Genomic DNA, 13,505 nt, shown 5'->3' on the forward strand with positions numbered 1-13,505 from the left:
AATCCGATGCGTGTTTGGTTTTTGAGTGCTGGCCTGGCCTTGATGTGCATGGCCCAGAACGCAGCGGCGGGTACAGTCCTGATCGTTGGCGATAGTATCAGCGCCGGTTTCGGACTGGATACCCGCTTGGGGTGGGTGTCGCTGCTTGAGCAACGGCTCAAGCGCGAAGGTTTCGACGATAAAGTGATCAATGCCTCCATCAGCGGCGACACCAGTGCCGGAGGCCAGGCACGCCTGCCGGCGCTGCTTGCAGAGCATAAACCGGAGCTGGTGATCCTCGAATTGGGAGGCAACGACGGCTTGCGCGGAATGCTGCCAACGCAATTGCAACAAAACCTTGCTGCGATGATCGACAGCTCCCGGGCCAGCGGTGCCAAGGTGTTGTTGCTGGGCATGCAACTGCCGCCCAACTACGGTGCCCGTTACACCGAGGCCTTTGCCAAGGTCTATGGCACGCTGGCCGAGGAGAAAAAAATCCCGCTGGTACCGTTTTTCCTCGATGGAATCGGCGGCCACCCCGACCTGATGCAAGCCGATGGCCTGCACCCGGCGGCAGCGGCTCAGGACAAGTTGCTGGAAAATGTCTGGCCGACGCTGAAACCGCTGCTTTGAAATATTTTCTCGGAGGGCTTAGAACGGAGAAAGTTGTTTGCTATACCCGAACTTGACGCCTGATGCGAAAAAGCCCCCGCACTCGCGCTGCTTTTTGCAGGTTTGGCATTCGGGGGCGAACTCATTCTTCCAATCACTGATCGATTTTTTGTAGTAGGGAAGAATATCCGGGTTCACTAGGCACAGCTGATGGTTGTAGACCGAGACATTCATGCCGTACTTGGCGAGAATGCCAACCGATTTGCTGAGCGTATCCTTGTATTCGATGGGGTCAATCCATAGCTCGTCAAGATTAGCTCGGGTGAAGCCCATCATTTCAAGGCCCATCAGTGCTACTTGATCAACAAAAAGAAGATTGCGGGCAATGAACTCACACAACTCAGGAAGCCGTTGCACCGAGAGCTTGTGTATGACCACTCTGATCTCAACCCTCTGGCCCAAACGCTTGAGGTTGAGAATGCCCTGAATGGTTTCGTCGAAAGCACCTTGAGCCTGGACGATGTAATCATGCAGTGTCGGATCGTCTGAGTAGACGGGGATTCCGGTCATCGCGTCGGACAATTCAATTGCGGCGTATTTTTCTGCGAACGTAGGATCTTTGAAGCTTCGACCGTTCGATAGGATGTGGATAGCGGTTCTAGGCAGATAGCTTTTGGTCAGGCTGATGATCTTTAGAAAACGATCTTTGTTGGTCGTTGGCTCACCCCCAGTAAACCCCAGCTCTCTGGTCTCTTTTGGGATCAACGGAATCAAGCTCTCGATTTCATCGAGTATCCATGAATCATCAGCTGATTTAGGTGGTTGAGAACACATCAGGCAGTAGTTATTGCACTGCTCCGTGAGCAGGATGCTGTTGTTCGGTGACGAAGCCCGAAACAATACCCGGATGCTCTGACGATCCGCCGAAAGTCGGATAACGTCATTGTCGCCAATGTAGCTGAAGTCATTCGCCAGGATGGAATAGTCGGAGCCGACGGGCAGTTCCTCCACGAGCGCCTGATGTTGCTCAGTCAGTAAATAGTGGGCGAAGCCTGTGGGGATCTGGTGATCGCAAACCAAAAAAGCCAATTCCCGTCGCAGGATTTCAGGCAGATTCCGATTGGTGGAAACCTTGATCAGGGTGAGATCTTTATAAACATTAACCGCGTGGATACGGATAACCTTTCCACTGAGCTTCAGCATCGATTGGCCCACCCCATAAAAATCCGTTTCGTATGTTCGTCGCGGCTCATCAGTTCAATGAGGTGCTTGAAGATCGCCATGTTGCGCTTGCAGAACGAGGATTCAGGTTTTCTCGCGACCAGATCCCCATGCATGGCGTGATGGTAAACGGGCTCTGCACCACAATAGGGTTCGAACGCACAGTCAGAGCACATGGGTGCGCTTAAGGTGAAGGAGTTTTCCAGTGCATCCAGAAGCTGGTCGGAAAGGATGATCTCCTCATAGGAATGCTCAAGAACATTGCCCAGCCTGAACGTATGATCGCCCATCTCGGCAAGCATCCGGCTCTCATCCGAGGCATAGACGGCCCCATCGTAATTGAACACTATGGCAGCGATGCCAGCGCCAGCAGGGTTCATCAAGTCAACAAATCCCGGGTCGCCAGAGGTCAGCATTTTTGTCAGTACGAGCGAGGAATACTGCTCGACAAATCGTACGCCGGACTTGTTCAGTTCAATGATGTACTCGAGACCTTCCTTGTAAAATTCCAGCCAGCGCTCAGTGTCATATGACATGAATTTCTTGGTTTTGATTGCAAAGCCGTATGGGGAAAGGGTACGGAGAAAGATTCCATCAAAGCCTAGGCGCAAGTATTCATCAATGATGTCTCTTGCTCGCGGCAAGCTCTTGTCCGTCGTTGTCATCAGCGCTGAAACCTGGTCGTAGCCAAGGGCTGTGCGGGCCTTTTTCAGGCCTTCTTCGAAGCGCTGATGGCTGTCTCGTCCGGGTCTTGGACGGTTCGCATTATGGAGATCCATTGGTCCGTCGAGAGAAGACGAAAGCACAATGTTGTGTTGCTTGCAGAAATCGAGCACGTCGTCGGTCAGTAGCGATAGCGTGGTTGCAATGACGAACTGAAGGTCACGGCCCTCCTTGAGGTTGCGTTTTTTTGCCTCAAGAACGACGTACTTCACCATCTCGAAGTTCAGCAGTGGCTCGCCACCCTGAAATTCTATTTTGATGGCGGGATTGGGGGACCTGAAAACGAAGTCCAGCGACTTTTCAGCCATCTCCATCGTCATGTCGAATTCGCCTTTGCTCTCCGATTGCCGAGATACCTGGCAATAGGGGCAGCTATGGTCGCAGCGAAGGGTTACGACAAAGATATGCAGGTTGGTGAATTGGGCCAATCTGGACAATCGCGTGCGAATCTTCAGTGCCAAAAGCTGAAGCGGCGCCTGCTCATCGGTAAATCGGATGAATTGTTTCGACCTGAGTGTAGGGATCAGTTCGGACGAGATCGCAAGCGTCTTGCTGATCAGTGGTTCGAGCATCGGTGTCGGTATGACGTGATACTCGCCCGCCATGTTGGTGATGACGTACTCGTCGTCATTCAGTCGATCAAATTTGAATGGAAGCAACTCGTAGGGACGTTGCTGTACATAAAATCCCTGCTCTTGGAATTTACTCACTGATCAGTCCGGTTTTTGAGAACGCCAGCCCAAGGATCAGATTCCTGATCGGAAGGGTCTCAGCGTTCAGCCGGTGCCGCAGCTGGTAATCGAGTGCATCCTTCTTGAATTCTTGAATGGCTGTCAGAAACGAAGGTTCATCGATGCCAATATTCGAGGACAAGGCGCAGATAAATTTCCCATCAGCGCATGTGATATCGGCTGTCAGTGAGTTCATCGAGCGATAAGCGGCTTTTTGCAGAACCTGTCCGTCATAAAGCCGCTCATCAAAGACGAGCGTTGCCGCGCGCTCCATTTCAGGAGCCCGAGTGATGTGAGCTATGTGAGCTATGCGACGCGTGCGAGCTATGGGAGCTGTGGTAAGCCATGAATTGACCTTGATCGCCACGTTTCAAGACAAACGCAAAGAGATCATTGCCGCCGCGAACTGAAAGGTTCTCGCTCGGAGTAGCCGATTGGAATGAGATAGTGGTGTCTTTGCTGGGCTCCACAACCTTGTGGATGACTAAGGCAGAAGCCTGTTCGGTGGCTACAGCTGCGGCCAGAGTTGCCATTGGTACCAGAAAGGAGCGCTTTTTCATTATTGGATTTCCTTATCATTGGTGTGGGTATTTGTGGAGTCTCACTGGCGGATGGCCATGATGTCAATGTGGAATTAGTTGCGGGGCGCTTTCTATCTCCTAAATCCGACAGACGTACCACTACCATCTGATTTCGAGGCCTACGAACACCAACCCACCGGGAAAAAATCCCGCTGGTACTCGATGGAATCGGCGGCCACCCCGACCTGATGCAAGCCGATGGCCTGCACCCGGCGGCAGCGGCTCAGGACAAGTTGCTGGAAAATGTCTGGCCGACGCTGAAACCGCTGCTTTGACGCTTTTCTAGTGGCGGTGTTTCGGCTAAGGTGGCGCCCCCGATTTGGAGCCCCCGATGCCGCGTCCTGCCTGGTCCCTTTTTGCCTACCAACTGATCGAGCCTGACGAACAGCTGGATCTGTTCGCCTGCCAGGAAGTGCGGGTGCATCTGGTGACCCGTCAGCTGGAGCTCGGCGGCTCGGCGGACCGGACCTTGTGTGGCAGCCTGCTGCCGGCGCAGCCGCGTTGGTCGAGTGTGGACCGCAGGGTGTTCCAGGATCAGCGTTTGTGTTCGTTGTGCCGGGCGATCCTGGAGTCGCAAAAACGCGGCACCTCGCCGATCTGGCCGGAACTGCGTTTCGAGCTTTAAGTCCCCTCGCCATACAGGCTGTACATGAAAAAAACGTCATGTATCGCCTGCAGCGTCTCGATCTCCCCGAATTTACGGGTGTCGGTGTACAATCGCGTTCTTATACCCTTGTCGACCCTGCGAAGGATTTTCCGGATGTTGCCGCGCTTTCCTGCCGTCACCCGCTGCCTGACCCTTGCCGCCCTCTGTGCAGCCGGTCCAGTTTCAGCACTAGAGCTGCCTCTACCGCCACCTGGTGAAGACATCATCGGTCAGGTGCAAGTGATCAAGGCCAAGTACGAAGATACCTTCGCCGACCTTGGCACCACGTACGATCTGGGCTATTCGGAAATGGTCGCGGCCAACCCGGGCGTCGACGCCTGGCTGCCGGGCGCCGGGACTGAAGTCGTGTTGCCGACCCGCTTCATCCTGCCGCCGGGTCCGCGCGAAGGGATCGTCATCAACCTGGCTGAGTACCGCCTCTACTATTTCCCGAAAGGCCGGAACGTGGTGTACACCTTCCCGCTGGGCATCGGTCGTGAGGGTTGGGGTTCGCCGATCGCCCACACCACTATCACCGCGAAAACGCCCAACCCGACCTGGACCCCTCCAGCGTCGATCAAGGCCGAGCATCTTGCCGACGGTGACCCGTTGCCGAATGTGGTGCCGGCCGGCCCGGACAACCCGCTGGGGCCGTTCAAGTTCAACCTGGGCACCCCGGGCTACCTGATTCACGGCTCGAACAAGAAATTCGGCATCGGCATGCGCACCAGCCACGGTTGCTTCCGCATGTTCAACAACAATGTGCTGGAAATGGCGGGCATGGTGCCGGTCGGTACGTCGGTGCGGATTATCAACGACCCGTACAAGTTCGGCGTGAGTGGCGGCAAGGTCTACCTCGAAGCGCACACGCCGCTGGACGACAACGGCAATCCGTCGGTGGTCGACAAGCACACCGCAGTGATCAACGCGATGCTCAAGCGTGAAGACATCACCAACAACCTGCGCATGAACTGGGATGTGGTGCGTGACGTGGTGGCTGCCGAAGATGGCCTGCCGGTGGAAATCGCCGTACCGAATACCTCCGCACCGATGGTGTCGAGCGTGCCGGTCGACCTGCAGCAGTAAGCACTAAAAAGAACCCGCCGACGTTGGCCGTCGGCGGGTTTTTTTATGGCCGGTACTAAACGCCGGTCATAAAAAAAGCCGACCCATGAATGGATCGGCTTGATAACAATCCCGAAGGACTATTACTTGCGGCTAGCTTTGTCCAGCATGCGCAGAGCACGCTCGTTAGCTTCGTCAGCAGTCTGTTGTGCTTTTTGAGCAGCAGCCAGAGCTTCATCAGCTTTACGGTAAGCTTCGTCTGCACGAGCCTGGGAGCGAGCAGCTGCGTCTTCAGTAGCGGTCAGACGTGCTTCGGTTTCTTTCGATACGCTGCTGCAACCGGTAGCCAGAACTGCGGCCAGAGCCAGAGCAGAGAATTTCAGAACGTTGTTCATCGTGTTCCCCTTCAAGGACTTTCTATTAAGTAGCTGTCTCCTCAGAGTGAGGAAATAGCCGGCGTACATACTACCCATTACTTGTCGTAAGTAAACTGACGTAAAGCAAGAAGCAAAAAAAATTGTAGGCGTTGATTCTTTTTCGAGCAACTTTTAACTGCACTGTATAAAAAATACTCAGCTGCAAGGCCCGAGATGAGCGAGCCGCATGCGAAAAGTTCCCTATCCCACCGGCAGTATTTCCGGTCTTTGTTAAAGTCTGTCTACATGGTTTCGTCTACTCTTTTGTTCGGATTTTGCGCAGCGCCTCTCATATCTTTGTGCATGTTGAGGTGACTTTAACAACGGGCGCTCGTCTCAAGTCTCAATATCCGGCAATGTTCAGGCTTCGACCCGGGAAGATCTTTGGTCGAGCCGTCCCTGCGTAACCCGGAGCAGCACCCGCCACCTCAACGTGATGACGAGCGTACCTTGAGCATTTTCGCCAATGGTGCCTACTATTTGATACGTGCCAGGTTACGCGAGATCGGTGTCGCTCTTCTCGGTGTCCATTCAGGCACAGGGTGGCGTAGATGTTCCTTCGCCGGAAAAACATCGGTAAGGTAGGGGTCAGAATCCAAGACCCGCGAGGAGTAGTGATGAGCGAGGCGTTGTCCATCCACCATGACCAGGCTGGTCATCAGTTCGAGACCAATGTGGACGGTCATCGTGCCTACCTGACCTATATGGATCTGGGGAAACAGACCCTGGATATCTATCGCACGTTCGTGCCCAACGCATTGCGCGGCCGTGGCATTGCGGCGGCATTGACCGAGCAGGCGCTGCAGTACGCCGAAGAAATGGGCTACACGGTGATTCCGTCGTGCTCCTACGTGGAGCGCTACATGGAGCGTCATCAGCGGCACGCCGCCAAGCTGAGCCAGTAAACGCAACGCATAAAAAAACGCCGGGTTAACAGCCCGGCGTTTTTTTGTGCCCGATTTTTTTATTTCCGAAGACGGTGAATCAGCTGCGATCGCGTTTCGGCAGCACGTCCTTGAGCTTGGCATGCATGCTGCGCAAGGTGTTTTCGGTGGCGGACCAGTCGATGCAGGCATCGGTGATCGACACGCCGTATTGCAGGTCGGCGAGGTCTTTCGGGATCGCCTGGCAACCCCAATTCAGGTGACTCTCGACCATCAGGCCGATGATCGACTGGTTGCCTTCGAGGATCTGGTTGGCGACGTTCTCCATCACCAGCGGTTGCAGGGCCGGGTCCTTGTTGGAGTTGGCGTGGCTGCAATCGACCATGATGTTCGGCTTGATCTTGGCCTTGTTCAGCGCTTGCTCGCAGAGCGCGACGCTGACCGAATCATAGTTCGGTTTGCCGTTGCCACCGCGCAGCACCACGTGACCGTAGGCGTTGCCTTTGGTGGTGACGATCGACACGCCACCTTCCTGGTTGATGCCCAGGAAACGGTGCGGGCTGGACACCGACTGCAAGGCGTTGATCGCCACGGTCAGGCCGCCATCGGTGCCGTTCTTGAAGCCGACAGCCGAGGACAGGCCGGAGGCCATTTCACGGTGAGTCTGGGATTCGGTGGTGCGCGCGCCGATGGCCGACCAGCTGATCAGGTCCTGCAAGTATTGCGGGGAGATCGGGTCGAGGGCTTCGGTGGCGGTCGGCAGGCCCATCTCGGCCAGGTCCAGCAGCAACTGGCGACCGATGTGCAAACCATCTTGGATCTTGAACGAGTCGTCCAGGTACGGGTCGTTGATCAGACCTTTCCAGCCAACGGTGGTCCGTGGCTTCTCGAAATACACGCGCATCACCAGATACAGGGTATCGGACACTTCGGCGGCCAGGTTCTTCAGGCGCTCGGCGTATTCGTGGGCAGCCTTGATGTCGTGGATCGAGCACGGCCCGATCACCACGAACAGGCGGTGGTCGGTGCCATCAAGAATGTTGCGAATAACTTCGCGGCCTTTGGTCACGGTGCGCAGGGCAGCGTCGCTCAAAGGGATATCACGCTTGAGCTGATCGGGAGTGATCAGGGTTTCGTTGGAAGCGACGTTTAGGTCGTTGATCGGTAAATCAGCCATCGTTTACTCGTCAGGTCACGGGTGCCATCCGCCAGCGAACCCGCGCGGCGGAGCACAGCAAATTAAGCGCGTCGGGGAGCGGAACCTTAGCGCGTTAGGCGCCTGTTCGACAATGGGCACACACGGGTTTAATCCAGCACAGGCTGAGCAAAAGCCTTGCGAACCGTGTCGTGGGAGAACTCGTCGGCATGCTGCTGGACCCATTCGAGGGCAAGGGCCTGAATATCCTGCAGGTCTTCGTGCGCCTCATGCAGGCGGCAATAACGTTCGATCTGGCACACCTGTTCGCCCATCCGCGCACTGAACAGCATCTGCTCGTCGACAAACGCAATGCCCACCAGATAGCCGCGCTTGCGGCGCAGGCACCAGGCCACATAGCCCAAGTAACGCAAGTCGGGGTTCAAGGTCGGCATGCGCACTTCCAGCGCCGTACCGTGACGCCAGGCGCGGTGGTAATTGCAAGCCATGCCGCCGAGGCTGATAGTGTGCAGCCGTTGCCGTGAAATGCACTCATGTTTGAGTAGCGTCAGCTCCACGGGCACATCGTCAGGATGAGGAAGAAAACGTCCCATGAACACGGACTCCCTGTGTCGCCCATTTGACATTGTTTCCCCCAGTATAGTGGTCGAATCGGAACTGACAGATTTCGACGCCGACCAACGGCTGCTGGCGATGAACGGCATTTCCCTGGTGATTTTCACCAGCGTCGGCTGCGCCAGTTGCCGGTTTGCCCGCGAGCAGTTGCCAAGGATCGAGCTGGCGGTCGATCGCCTGTGCTGGATCGACGCCGCCGATAATGGTGGCTTGGTCGAGCGCTATGAGGTCTTTCATTTGCCGGCGCTGTTTGTGGTGCGCGACGGTGAGTTCTTCGGGGCGCTACAGTCGCGTCTGACCGGCACCGAACTCAATGCAGCGGTGGGGCAGGCGCTGAATCGAATTGCTGAGGAGTTGCCATGATGCAAGCAGTTGCCAAGCCGACAATCGGCATTATCGGGACCGGCGCAATCGGAGGTTTCTACGGGGTGATGCTGGCGCGCGCCGGTTTCGATGTGCATTTTCTGCTGCGCAGTGAGTTTTCCGCCGTCGCCGAGCGCGGGTTACAAGTGAACAGTGCGGTGCATGGCGCACTGAGCCTGAACCCGGTCCAGGCTTATTCAGCGGCTGAAGACATGCCCAAGTGCGACTGGCTGCTGGTGGCGGCCAAGAGCACCAGTTCGGGTCTGGCACCGATCATCATTGAAGCCGCCGCGCCTGGCGCCAAAGTGTTGCTGCTGCAAAATGGCCTGGACGTCGAAGACAGCCTGCGTGAGGTGCTGCCCGATTCGCTGCACCTGCTCGGTGGCCTGTGCCTGATTTGCGTCCATCGTGAAGGCCCCGGCGTGATCACCCACCAGGCCCTTGGCGCGGTGAATGTCGGTTACCACAGTGGCCCGGCCAACGACGAGGCGACGCGCATGGCGCTGGTCGAGGAGGGCGCCGGGCTGTTCCGCAAGGCCGGCATCGACTCGCAAGCCATGCCCAACCTGCATCAGGCGCGCTGGCAAAAACTGGTGTGGAATATTCCTTACAACGGTCTGTCGGTACTGCTGGGGGCGAGTACCACGCCATTGATGGCCGATACCGACAGCCGCGCGCTGATCCAGGCGTTGATGGCCGAAGTGGTGCAGGGCGCCCAGGCCTGCGGTCACGCCATACCACCCGGTTACGCCGACTACCTGTTCATGATGACCGAGAAAATGCCCGACTATTGGCCGAGCATGTACCATGATTTGCTGCACAAACGCCCGCTGGAACTGCAGGCGATCTACGCCCGACCCCTGGCGGCGGCGAAAGCGGCGGGCTGTGAATTGCCACGCATCGAGGCCTTGTATCGGGCGCTCGGTTTTATCGATCGACGTAACGTTTGAGTCGATCCACCAGAGGGGAAGGGCATGGCGAAAGACATAGATGACAAGTTGGTGCTGGCGATTTCATCGCGCGCGTTGTTCGACTTGAGCGAGAGCCACAAGGTGTATTTGTCGAGCGGCGTCGAAGCCTATCGGCAGTACCAGATCGAACACGAAGACGAAATCCTCGAGCCCGGTGATGCTTTCCCGCTGGTGGAAAAACTGCTGAAGCTCAATGCCAGTCTCGGCCGCGCGCGGGTCGAAGTGGTGCTGGTGTCGCGCAACAGTGCGGACACCGGCCTGCGGGTCTTCAACTCGATTCACCATTACGGCCTGGCGATTTCCCGCGCCGCGTTTGTCGGTGGGCGCAGTCCGTATCCCTACCTCAAGGCCTTTGGTTGCGACCTGTTTCTCTCAACCCATGCCGAGGATGTGCGCAGCGCATTGGACGCCGGTTTTGCTGCGGCGACCATTCTCTCGGGCGGTGCGAGCCGGGCCGCGAGTGACGAATTGCGCATTGCCTTCGACGGTGACGCGGTGCTGTTTTCCGATGAGTCGGAGCGGGTCTATCAGGCCGGCGGGCTGGAAGCGTTCCAGGCCAGCGAGCGCGAATCCGCCCGCGAGCCATTGCGCGGTGGGCCGTTCAAAGGCTTCCTCGCAGCGCTCAATTTGTTGCAGCGTGAGTTCCCCGACGACGCTTGCCCGATCCGCACGGCGCTGGTCACCGCGCGCTCGGCGCCGGCTCATGAACGCGTGATCCGCACGTTGCGCGAGTGGGACATTCGCCTGGACGAATCGCTGTTCCTCGGCGGCCTGACCAAAGCCGCGTTTCTCGAGGCTTTTGCCGCCGACGTGTTTTTCGACGATCAGGCCGGCCATTGCGAACTGGCGCGCGAAGTCGTCGCCACCGGGCACGTGCCCCACGGCATAAGCAACGAGCAGAAAGTTTAAGCTCCTGCGTCAAGGTGTTACGCGGCACGTCGTACTCGGCAAGGCACTGCTAAGCTGAATCAATCTCCGCCATGTCGGCACGCAAGGAGGTCATATGATTCGTTCCATGCTGTATGCCACCGACCTCGGCCTGTATGCACCTTTGGTGATGCAGCATGCCTTGGCGCTGGCGCGAACGTTCAATGCCGATTTGTATGTGGTGCACGCAGTGGAACCCATGGGCTTGTTTGCCGAATCGGTGCTGCAGAGCTACCTCGACGAGCAGGCGTTGAACGAGTTTCACAGTCAGGGCCTGAACACGGTGATCGCCAATATCGAGCGTCGGGTGCTGGAAAGCTTTCGTGAAGAACTGGGGGATGAGGGGGAACAGGATCTGCAGCGGATTCAGGCGGTGCGCGTGCTGCAGGGCGATCCGTCGCAGGTGATTCTCGACCAGGCGCAGAAACTCTCCGTGGATTTGCTGATCGTAGGTAGTCATAGCCATCGGGCCGGGGCGGAAACGCCGTTGGGCCGCACGGCCGCGCGGGTGTTGCAGTTGGCCAGGGTCCCGGTCTATCTGGTGCCGCTGGTGGAGCGTCGGCGTCAGGGAGATCGCTAGAACACGATTAATGGCGTTTTGACAAAAAAGTTCTAGATTTATTCTTCAAACCATTAATATAGTTATATACCGTCGCTGATGCCCGTGGCGTCTACCTGCTTTGAGGGATTCATATGAAGCTTCAACAACTGCGCTACATCTGGGAAGTGGCGCACCACGACCTCAACGTTTCCGCTACTGCCCAAAGTCTCTACACCTCGCAGCCGGGCATCAGTAAACAGATCCGTTTGCTGGAAGACGAATTGGGCGTCGAGGTCTTCGCCCGCAGCGGCAAGCACCTGACCCGCGTCACCCCGGCCGGCGAGCGCATCATCACCACCGCCGGCGAAATCCTGCGCAAGGTTGAAAGCATCAAGCAGATCGCCCAGGAATTCTCCAACGAGAAGAAAGGCACCCTGTCGATCGCCACCACCCACACCCAGGCGCGTTATGCGTTGCCGCCGGTGATCAGTAATTTCATCAAGCAGTACCCGGACGTTGCCCTGCACATGCACCAGGGTTCGCCAATGCAGATCGCCGAAATGGCTGCTGACGGCACCGTGGATTTCGCCATCGCCACTGAAGCCCTGGAGCTGTTCGGTGACTTGGTGATGATGCCGTGCTACCGCTGGAACCGCTGCGTGGTCGTGCCCCAGGGCCATCCGCTGACCAAGCTGCCGAAGCTGACCCTCGAAGCCCTGGCCGAATACCCGATCGTGACTTACGTGTTCGGTTTCACCGGCCGTTCGAAACTCGACGAAGCGTTCAGCCATCGCGGCCTGACGCCGAAAGTGGTGTTCACCGCCGCCGACGCCGACGTAATCAAGACTTACGTGCGCCTGGGTCTGGGCGTGGGCATCGTCGCCAAAATGGCGGTCGACGCCAAGCTCGACAGCGACCTGGTGATGCTCGATGCCAGCGATCTGTTCGAATCCAGCATCACCAAAATCGGTTTCCGTCGCGGCACCTTCCTGCGCGGTTTCATGTGCGACTTCATCGAGAAGTTTGCCCCGCACCTGACCCGCGAAGTCATGGCCAAGGCCATCCAGTGCCACAACAAGCAGGAACTGGAAGAGCTGTTCGACGGCGTTGAACTGCCTGTCCACTAAACTTCTTTAGACAACCTCGGTGACAGCAAACTGTTGCCGAGCGCCCGCCACCAGAATCTCCACCTCGTCCCCTTCGAACTTGCCCAGCAGGCTTTTGCCCAGCGGCGAGCGGGGGGTGATGACGGTGATCATCTGCCCCACCACATCGACCTTCAAACCCGCCGCATCAGGCGCCAGGAACAGCCATTGTTCCCGACCCTTTTCGTCTTCGAGGCCGAGCAAAGCGCCGACTTCGATGCCGCGCTGATCGTCGTACGGGCGCAACGCCAGGTTCTGGCACAGCGTCAGTGAATGGCGGATTTCCTCGACCCGTTTCGCCTGCCCGGCCGCGAGGTAAGAAGCCTCCAGCCCCAACGTGTCGTACTTGTTTTCGGCGATGTTCTCTTCGTGGGTCGCGGTTTCATAGGCGGTTTGCGCCGCGCGTTCGGCGATGTCGAGATCGATGCGCAGCTTGTCGAGAATCAGTTGGTGGACGATGAGTTTGTTCATGATCAATCGCAGAATTGCAGGACGTTGGCGCGGCTTTTTTCGCTGGGTGCGGTCTGGTCCTGTTGTAGCCAGAACTGGCATTTGGGGTTCGACAGGTTACGGTTATTGGTGCGGGCCTGATCGAGGGTTTGCTGTTGCTCGTTCTTGCGCAGGTTTTCCTTGTACTGCTCGAACATCGGGCTTTCAGGGGCGGGCTGCACCACCACCGGCGGTTTCGCCAGTTGCTGCACAGCCTGGGCCACCGGTGCCAATTGCTCGGGGAACAAAAAGCGCGAGGCGAGCCAGCACGTCAGGGCGATGGCCAGGAACCCCAGCCAAAGCCCCAAGGCAATGCTGCCGGTCAATTGCAGGGCATTGAGGCGGACCGGCAACGGACGGCGCGGGTTGGGACGGTAGGGCATGGCTGCCTCCTGGCGGGTGGTCGCGGGCGGATGGCGATTGTCGCACGAAGATTAATC

General features: G+C 57.3%; 18 protein-coding genes and 1 pseudogene. 10 read left to right on the top strand and 9 right to left on the bottom strand.

Annotation, left to right across the window (positions count from 1 at the left end):
* Positions 1–6 precede the first annotated feature (6 nt).
* Positions 7–612 (top strand): arylesterase, encoded by a 606-nt coding sequence (locus tag HKK52_RS29880; protein ID WP_169373730.1) that lies wholly within the window; start codon positions 7–9, stop codon positions 610–612.
* An 18-nt stretch (positions 613–630) separates the two neighbouring features.
* Here the strand turns inward: HKK52_RS29880 and hxsC are convergent, their stop codons facing one another.
* Genes hxsC through hxsA2 form a run of 4 tightly spaced genes read right to left on the bottom strand, consistent with a single transcriptional unit; the run spans position 631 to position 3,826 of the window.
* Positions 631–1,794 carry a His-Xaa-Ser system radical SAM maturase HxsC gene (hxsC, locus tag HKK52_RS29885; RefSeq protein WP_169373731.1) on the bottom strand — a complete coding sequence of 388 codons (1,164 nt, stop codon included), beginning with the start codon at positions 1,792–1,794 and terminating at the stop codon, positions 631–633.
* The gene (gene hxsB / locus HKK52_RS29890) at positions 1,788–3,245 is read right to left on the bottom strand and encodes a His-Xaa-Ser system radical SAM maturase HxsB (RefSeq protein WP_169373732.1); all 1,458 of its coding nucleotides are present in this window, start codon (positions 3,243–3,245) and stop codon (positions 1,788–1,790) included. The genes hxsC and hxsB overlap by 7 nt, the downstream gene beginning before the upstream one ends.
* A complete protein-coding gene (locus HKK52_RS29895) occupies positions 3,238–3,540 on the bottom strand; it encodes a His-Xaa-Ser system protein HsxD (RefSeq protein ID WP_169373733.1) in 303 nt (100 codons plus the stop codon). Before HKK52_RS29895 ends, hxsB begins: the two co-directional genes overlap by 8 nt.
* A 1-nt stretch (position 3,541) precedes the next feature.
* Positions 3,542–3,826 (bottom strand): His-Xaa-Ser repeat protein HxsA2, encoded by a 285-nt coding sequence (hxsA2, locus tag HKK52_RS33110; RefSeq protein ID WP_442962274.1) that lies wholly within the window; start codon positions 3,824–3,826, stop codon positions 3,542–3,544.
* Positions 3,827–3,993: 167 nt separating this feature from the next.
* On the opposite strand from hxsA2, the pseudogene HKK52_RS29900 reads away from it, so the two are divergent.
* The 3 genes and pseudogenes from HKK52_RS29900 to HKK52_RS29910 form a co-directional block, all read left to right on the top strand.
* Positions 3,994–4,122, top strand: a pseudogene (locus HKK52_RS29900) (arylesterase); the annotation flags it as partial.
* A gap of 56 nt (positions 4,123–4,178) precedes the next feature.
* Positions 4,179–4,472 carry a hypothetical protein gene (locus HKK52_RS29905; RefSeq protein ID WP_003226812.1) on the top strand — a complete coding sequence of 98 codons (294 nt, stop codon included), beginning with the start codon at positions 4,179–4,181 and terminating at the stop codon, positions 4,470–4,472.
* A gap of 135 nt (positions 4,473–4,607) precedes the next feature.
* Positions 4,608–5,579, top strand: coding sequence for a L,D-transpeptidase family protein (locus HKK52_RS29910; protein ID WP_169373734.1), 972 nt, complete (start codon positions 4,608–4,610; stop codon positions 5,577–5,579).
* A 122-nt stretch (positions 5,580–5,701) separates the two neighbouring features.
* Here the strand turns inward: HKK52_RS29910 and oprI are convergent, their stop codons facing one another.
* Positions 5,702–5,953 carry an outer membrane lipoprotei OprI gene (gene oprI, locus HKK52_RS29915; RefSeq protein WP_002553018.1) on the bottom strand — a complete coding sequence of 84 codons (252 nt, stop codon included), beginning with the start codon at positions 5,951–5,953 and terminating at the stop codon, positions 5,702–5,704.
* A 638-nt stretch (positions 5,954–6,591) separates the two neighbouring features.
* Between oprI and HKK52_RS29920 the strand changes: the two genes are divergently transcribed.
* Positions 6,592–6,879: a GNAT family N-acetyltransferase gene (locus tag HKK52_RS29920; RefSeq protein ID WP_020800382.1), complete on the top strand. Its 288-nt coding sequence runs from the start codon at positions 6,592–6,594 to the stop codon at positions 6,877–6,879.
* Positions 6,880–6,958: 79 nt separating this feature from the next.
* On the opposite strand, the gene HKK52_RS29925 is transcribed toward HKK52_RS29920, so the two are convergent.
* Both HKK52_RS29925 and HKK52_RS29930 read right to left on the bottom strand, forming a co-directional pair.
* Positions 6,959–8,035, bottom strand: coding sequence for a 3-deoxy-7-phosphoheptulonate synthase (locus HKK52_RS29925; protein ID WP_169373735.1), 1,077 nt, complete (start codon positions 8,033–8,035; stop codon positions 6,959–6,961).
* A gap of 128 nt (positions 8,036–8,163) precedes the next feature.
* Entirely contained in the window at positions 8,164–8,607 is a 444-nt protein-coding gene (locus HKK52_RS29930; RefSeq protein ID WP_169373736.1) for a PilZ domain-containing protein, read from the bottom strand.
* Between HKK52_RS29930 and HKK52_RS29935 the strand changes: the two genes are divergently transcribed.
* The 5 genes from HKK52_RS29935 (at position 8,606) to cysB (ending at position 12,558) form a co-directional block, all read left to right on the top strand.
* Entirely contained in the window at positions 8,606–8,992 is a 387-nt protein-coding gene (locus tag HKK52_RS29935) for a thioredoxin family protein (protein WP_169373737.1), read from the top strand. The two genes, HKK52_RS29930 and HKK52_RS29935, sit on opposite strands and share 2 nt — an antisense overlap.
* Positions 8,989–9,942: a putative 2-dehydropantoate 2-reductase gene (locus HKK52_RS29940; RefSeq protein WP_169373738.1), complete on the top strand. Its 954-nt coding sequence runs from the start codon at positions 8,989–8,991 to the stop codon at positions 9,940–9,942. Before HKK52_RS29935 ends, HKK52_RS29940 begins: the two co-directional genes overlap by 4 nt.
* A gap of 24 nt (positions 9,943–9,966) precedes the next feature.
* The gene (locus HKK52_RS29945) at positions 9,967–10,872 is read left to right on the top strand and encodes a 5'-nucleotidase (RefSeq protein ID WP_169373739.1); all 906 of its coding nucleotides are present in this window, start codon (positions 9,967–9,969) and stop codon (positions 10,870–10,872) included.
* Positions 10,873–10,966: 94 nt separating this feature from the next.
* Positions 10,967–11,470 carry a universal stress protein gene (locus tag HKK52_RS29950; protein WP_169373740.1) on the top strand — a complete coding sequence of 168 codons (504 nt, stop codon included), beginning with the start codon at positions 10,967–10,969 and terminating at the stop codon, positions 11,468–11,470.
* 113 nt (positions 11,471–11,583) lie between these two features.
* Entirely contained in the window at positions 11,584–12,558 is a 975-nt protein-coding gene (cysB, locus tag HKK52_RS29955; RefSeq protein ID WP_054052018.1) for an HTH-type transcriptional regulator CysB, read from the top strand.
* 6 nt (positions 12,559–12,564) lie between these two features.
* Here the strand turns inward: cysB and HKK52_RS29960 are convergent, their stop codons facing one another.
* Together HKK52_RS29960 and HKK52_RS29965 are read right to left on the bottom strand one after the other, a co-directional pair.
* Positions 12,565–13,047, bottom strand: coding sequence for a GreA/GreB family elongation factor (locus HKK52_RS29960; protein WP_169373741.1), 483 nt, complete (start codon positions 13,045–13,047; stop codon positions 12,565–12,567).
* Positions 13,048–13,049: 2 nt separating this feature from the next.
* Positions 13,050–13,448 carry a hypothetical protein gene (locus HKK52_RS29965; RefSeq protein ID WP_169373742.1) on the bottom strand — a complete coding sequence of 133 codons (399 nt, stop codon included), beginning with the start codon at positions 13,446–13,448 and terminating at the stop codon, positions 13,050–13,052.
* Between the last annotated feature and the right edge of the window lie 57 nt (positions 13,449–13,505).

It is taken from the genome of Pseudomonas sp. ADAK2 (assembly GCF_012935755.1).
Classification (GTDB): Bacteria; Pseudomonadota; Gammaproteobacteria; order Pseudomonadales; family Pseudomonadaceae; genus Aquipseudomonas.

What these genes read in the sequence shown, in the direction of transcription:
- HKK52_RS29905 (WP_003226812.1), top strand. Translation starts at nt 4,179, where the DNA reads ATGCCGCGTCCTGCCTGGTCCCTTTTTGCCTACCAACTGATCGAGCCT.
- HKK52_RS29965 (WP_169373742.1), bottom strand. Translation starts at nt 13,448, where the DNA reads ATGCCCTACCGTCCCAACCCGCGCCGTCCGTTGCCGGTCCGCCTCAAT.
- HKK52_RS29945 (WP_169373739.1), top strand. Translation starts at nt 9,967, where the DNA reads ATGGCGAAAGACATAGATGACAAGTTGGTGCTGGCGATTTCATCGCGC.
- HKK52_RS29925 (WP_169373735.1), bottom strand. Translation starts at nt 8,035, where the DNA reads ATGGCTGATTTACCGATCAACGACCTAAACGTCGCTTCCAACGAAACC.
- HKK52_RS29935 (WP_169373737.1), top strand. Translation starts at nt 8,606, where the DNA reads ATGAACACGGACTCCCTGTGTCGCCCATTTGACATTGTTTCCCCCAGT.
- hxsC (WP_169373731.1), bottom strand. Translation starts at nt 1,794, where the DNA reads ATGCTGAAGCTCAGTGGAAAGGTTATCCGTATCCACGCGGTTAATGTT.
- hxsA2 (WP_442962274.1), bottom strand. Translation starts at nt 3,826, where the DNA reads ATGAAAAAGCGCTCCTTTCTGGTACCAATGGCAACTCTGGCCGCAGCT.
- HKK52_RS29880 (WP_169373730.1), top strand. Translation starts at nt 7, where the DNA reads ATGCGTGTTTGGTTTTTGAGTGCTGGCCTGGCCTTGATGTGCATGGCC.
- cysB (WP_054052018.1), top strand. Translation starts at nt 11,584, where the DNA reads ATGAAGCTTCAACAACTGCGCTACATCTGGGAAGTGGCGCACCACGAC.
- HKK52_RS29940 (WP_169373738.1), top strand. Translation starts at nt 8,989, where the DNA reads ATGATGCAAGCAGTTGCCAAGCCGACAATCGGCATTATCGGGACCGGC.
- HKK52_RS29950 (WP_169373740.1), top strand. Translation starts at nt 10,967, where the DNA reads ATGATTCGTTCCATGCTGTATGCCACCGACCTCGGCCTGTATGCACCT.
- HKK52_RS29920 (WP_020800382.1), top strand. Translation starts at nt 6,592, where the DNA reads ATGAGCGAGGCGTTGTCCATCCACCATGACCAGGCTGGTCATCAGTTC.
- HKK52_RS29960 (WP_169373741.1), bottom strand. Translation starts at nt 13,047, where the DNA reads ATGAACAAACTCATCGTCCACCAACTGATTCTCGACAAGCTGCGCATC.
- HKK52_RS29910 (WP_169373734.1), top strand. Translation starts at nt 4,608, where the DNA reads ATGTTGCCGCGCTTTCCTGCCGTCACCCGCTGCCTGACCCTTGCCGCC.
- oprI (WP_002553018.1), bottom strand. Translation starts at nt 5,953, where the DNA reads ATGAACAACGTTCTGAAATTCTCTGCTCTGGCTCTGGCCGCAGTTCTG.
- HKK52_RS29895 (WP_169373733.1), bottom strand. Translation starts at nt 3,540, where the DNA reads ATGGAGCGCGCGGCAACGCTCGTCTTTGATGAGCGGCTTTATGACGGA.
- HKK52_RS29930 (WP_169373736.1), bottom strand. Translation starts at nt 8,607, where the DNA reads ATGGGACGTTTTCTTCCTCATCCTGACGATGTGCCCGTGGAGCTGACG.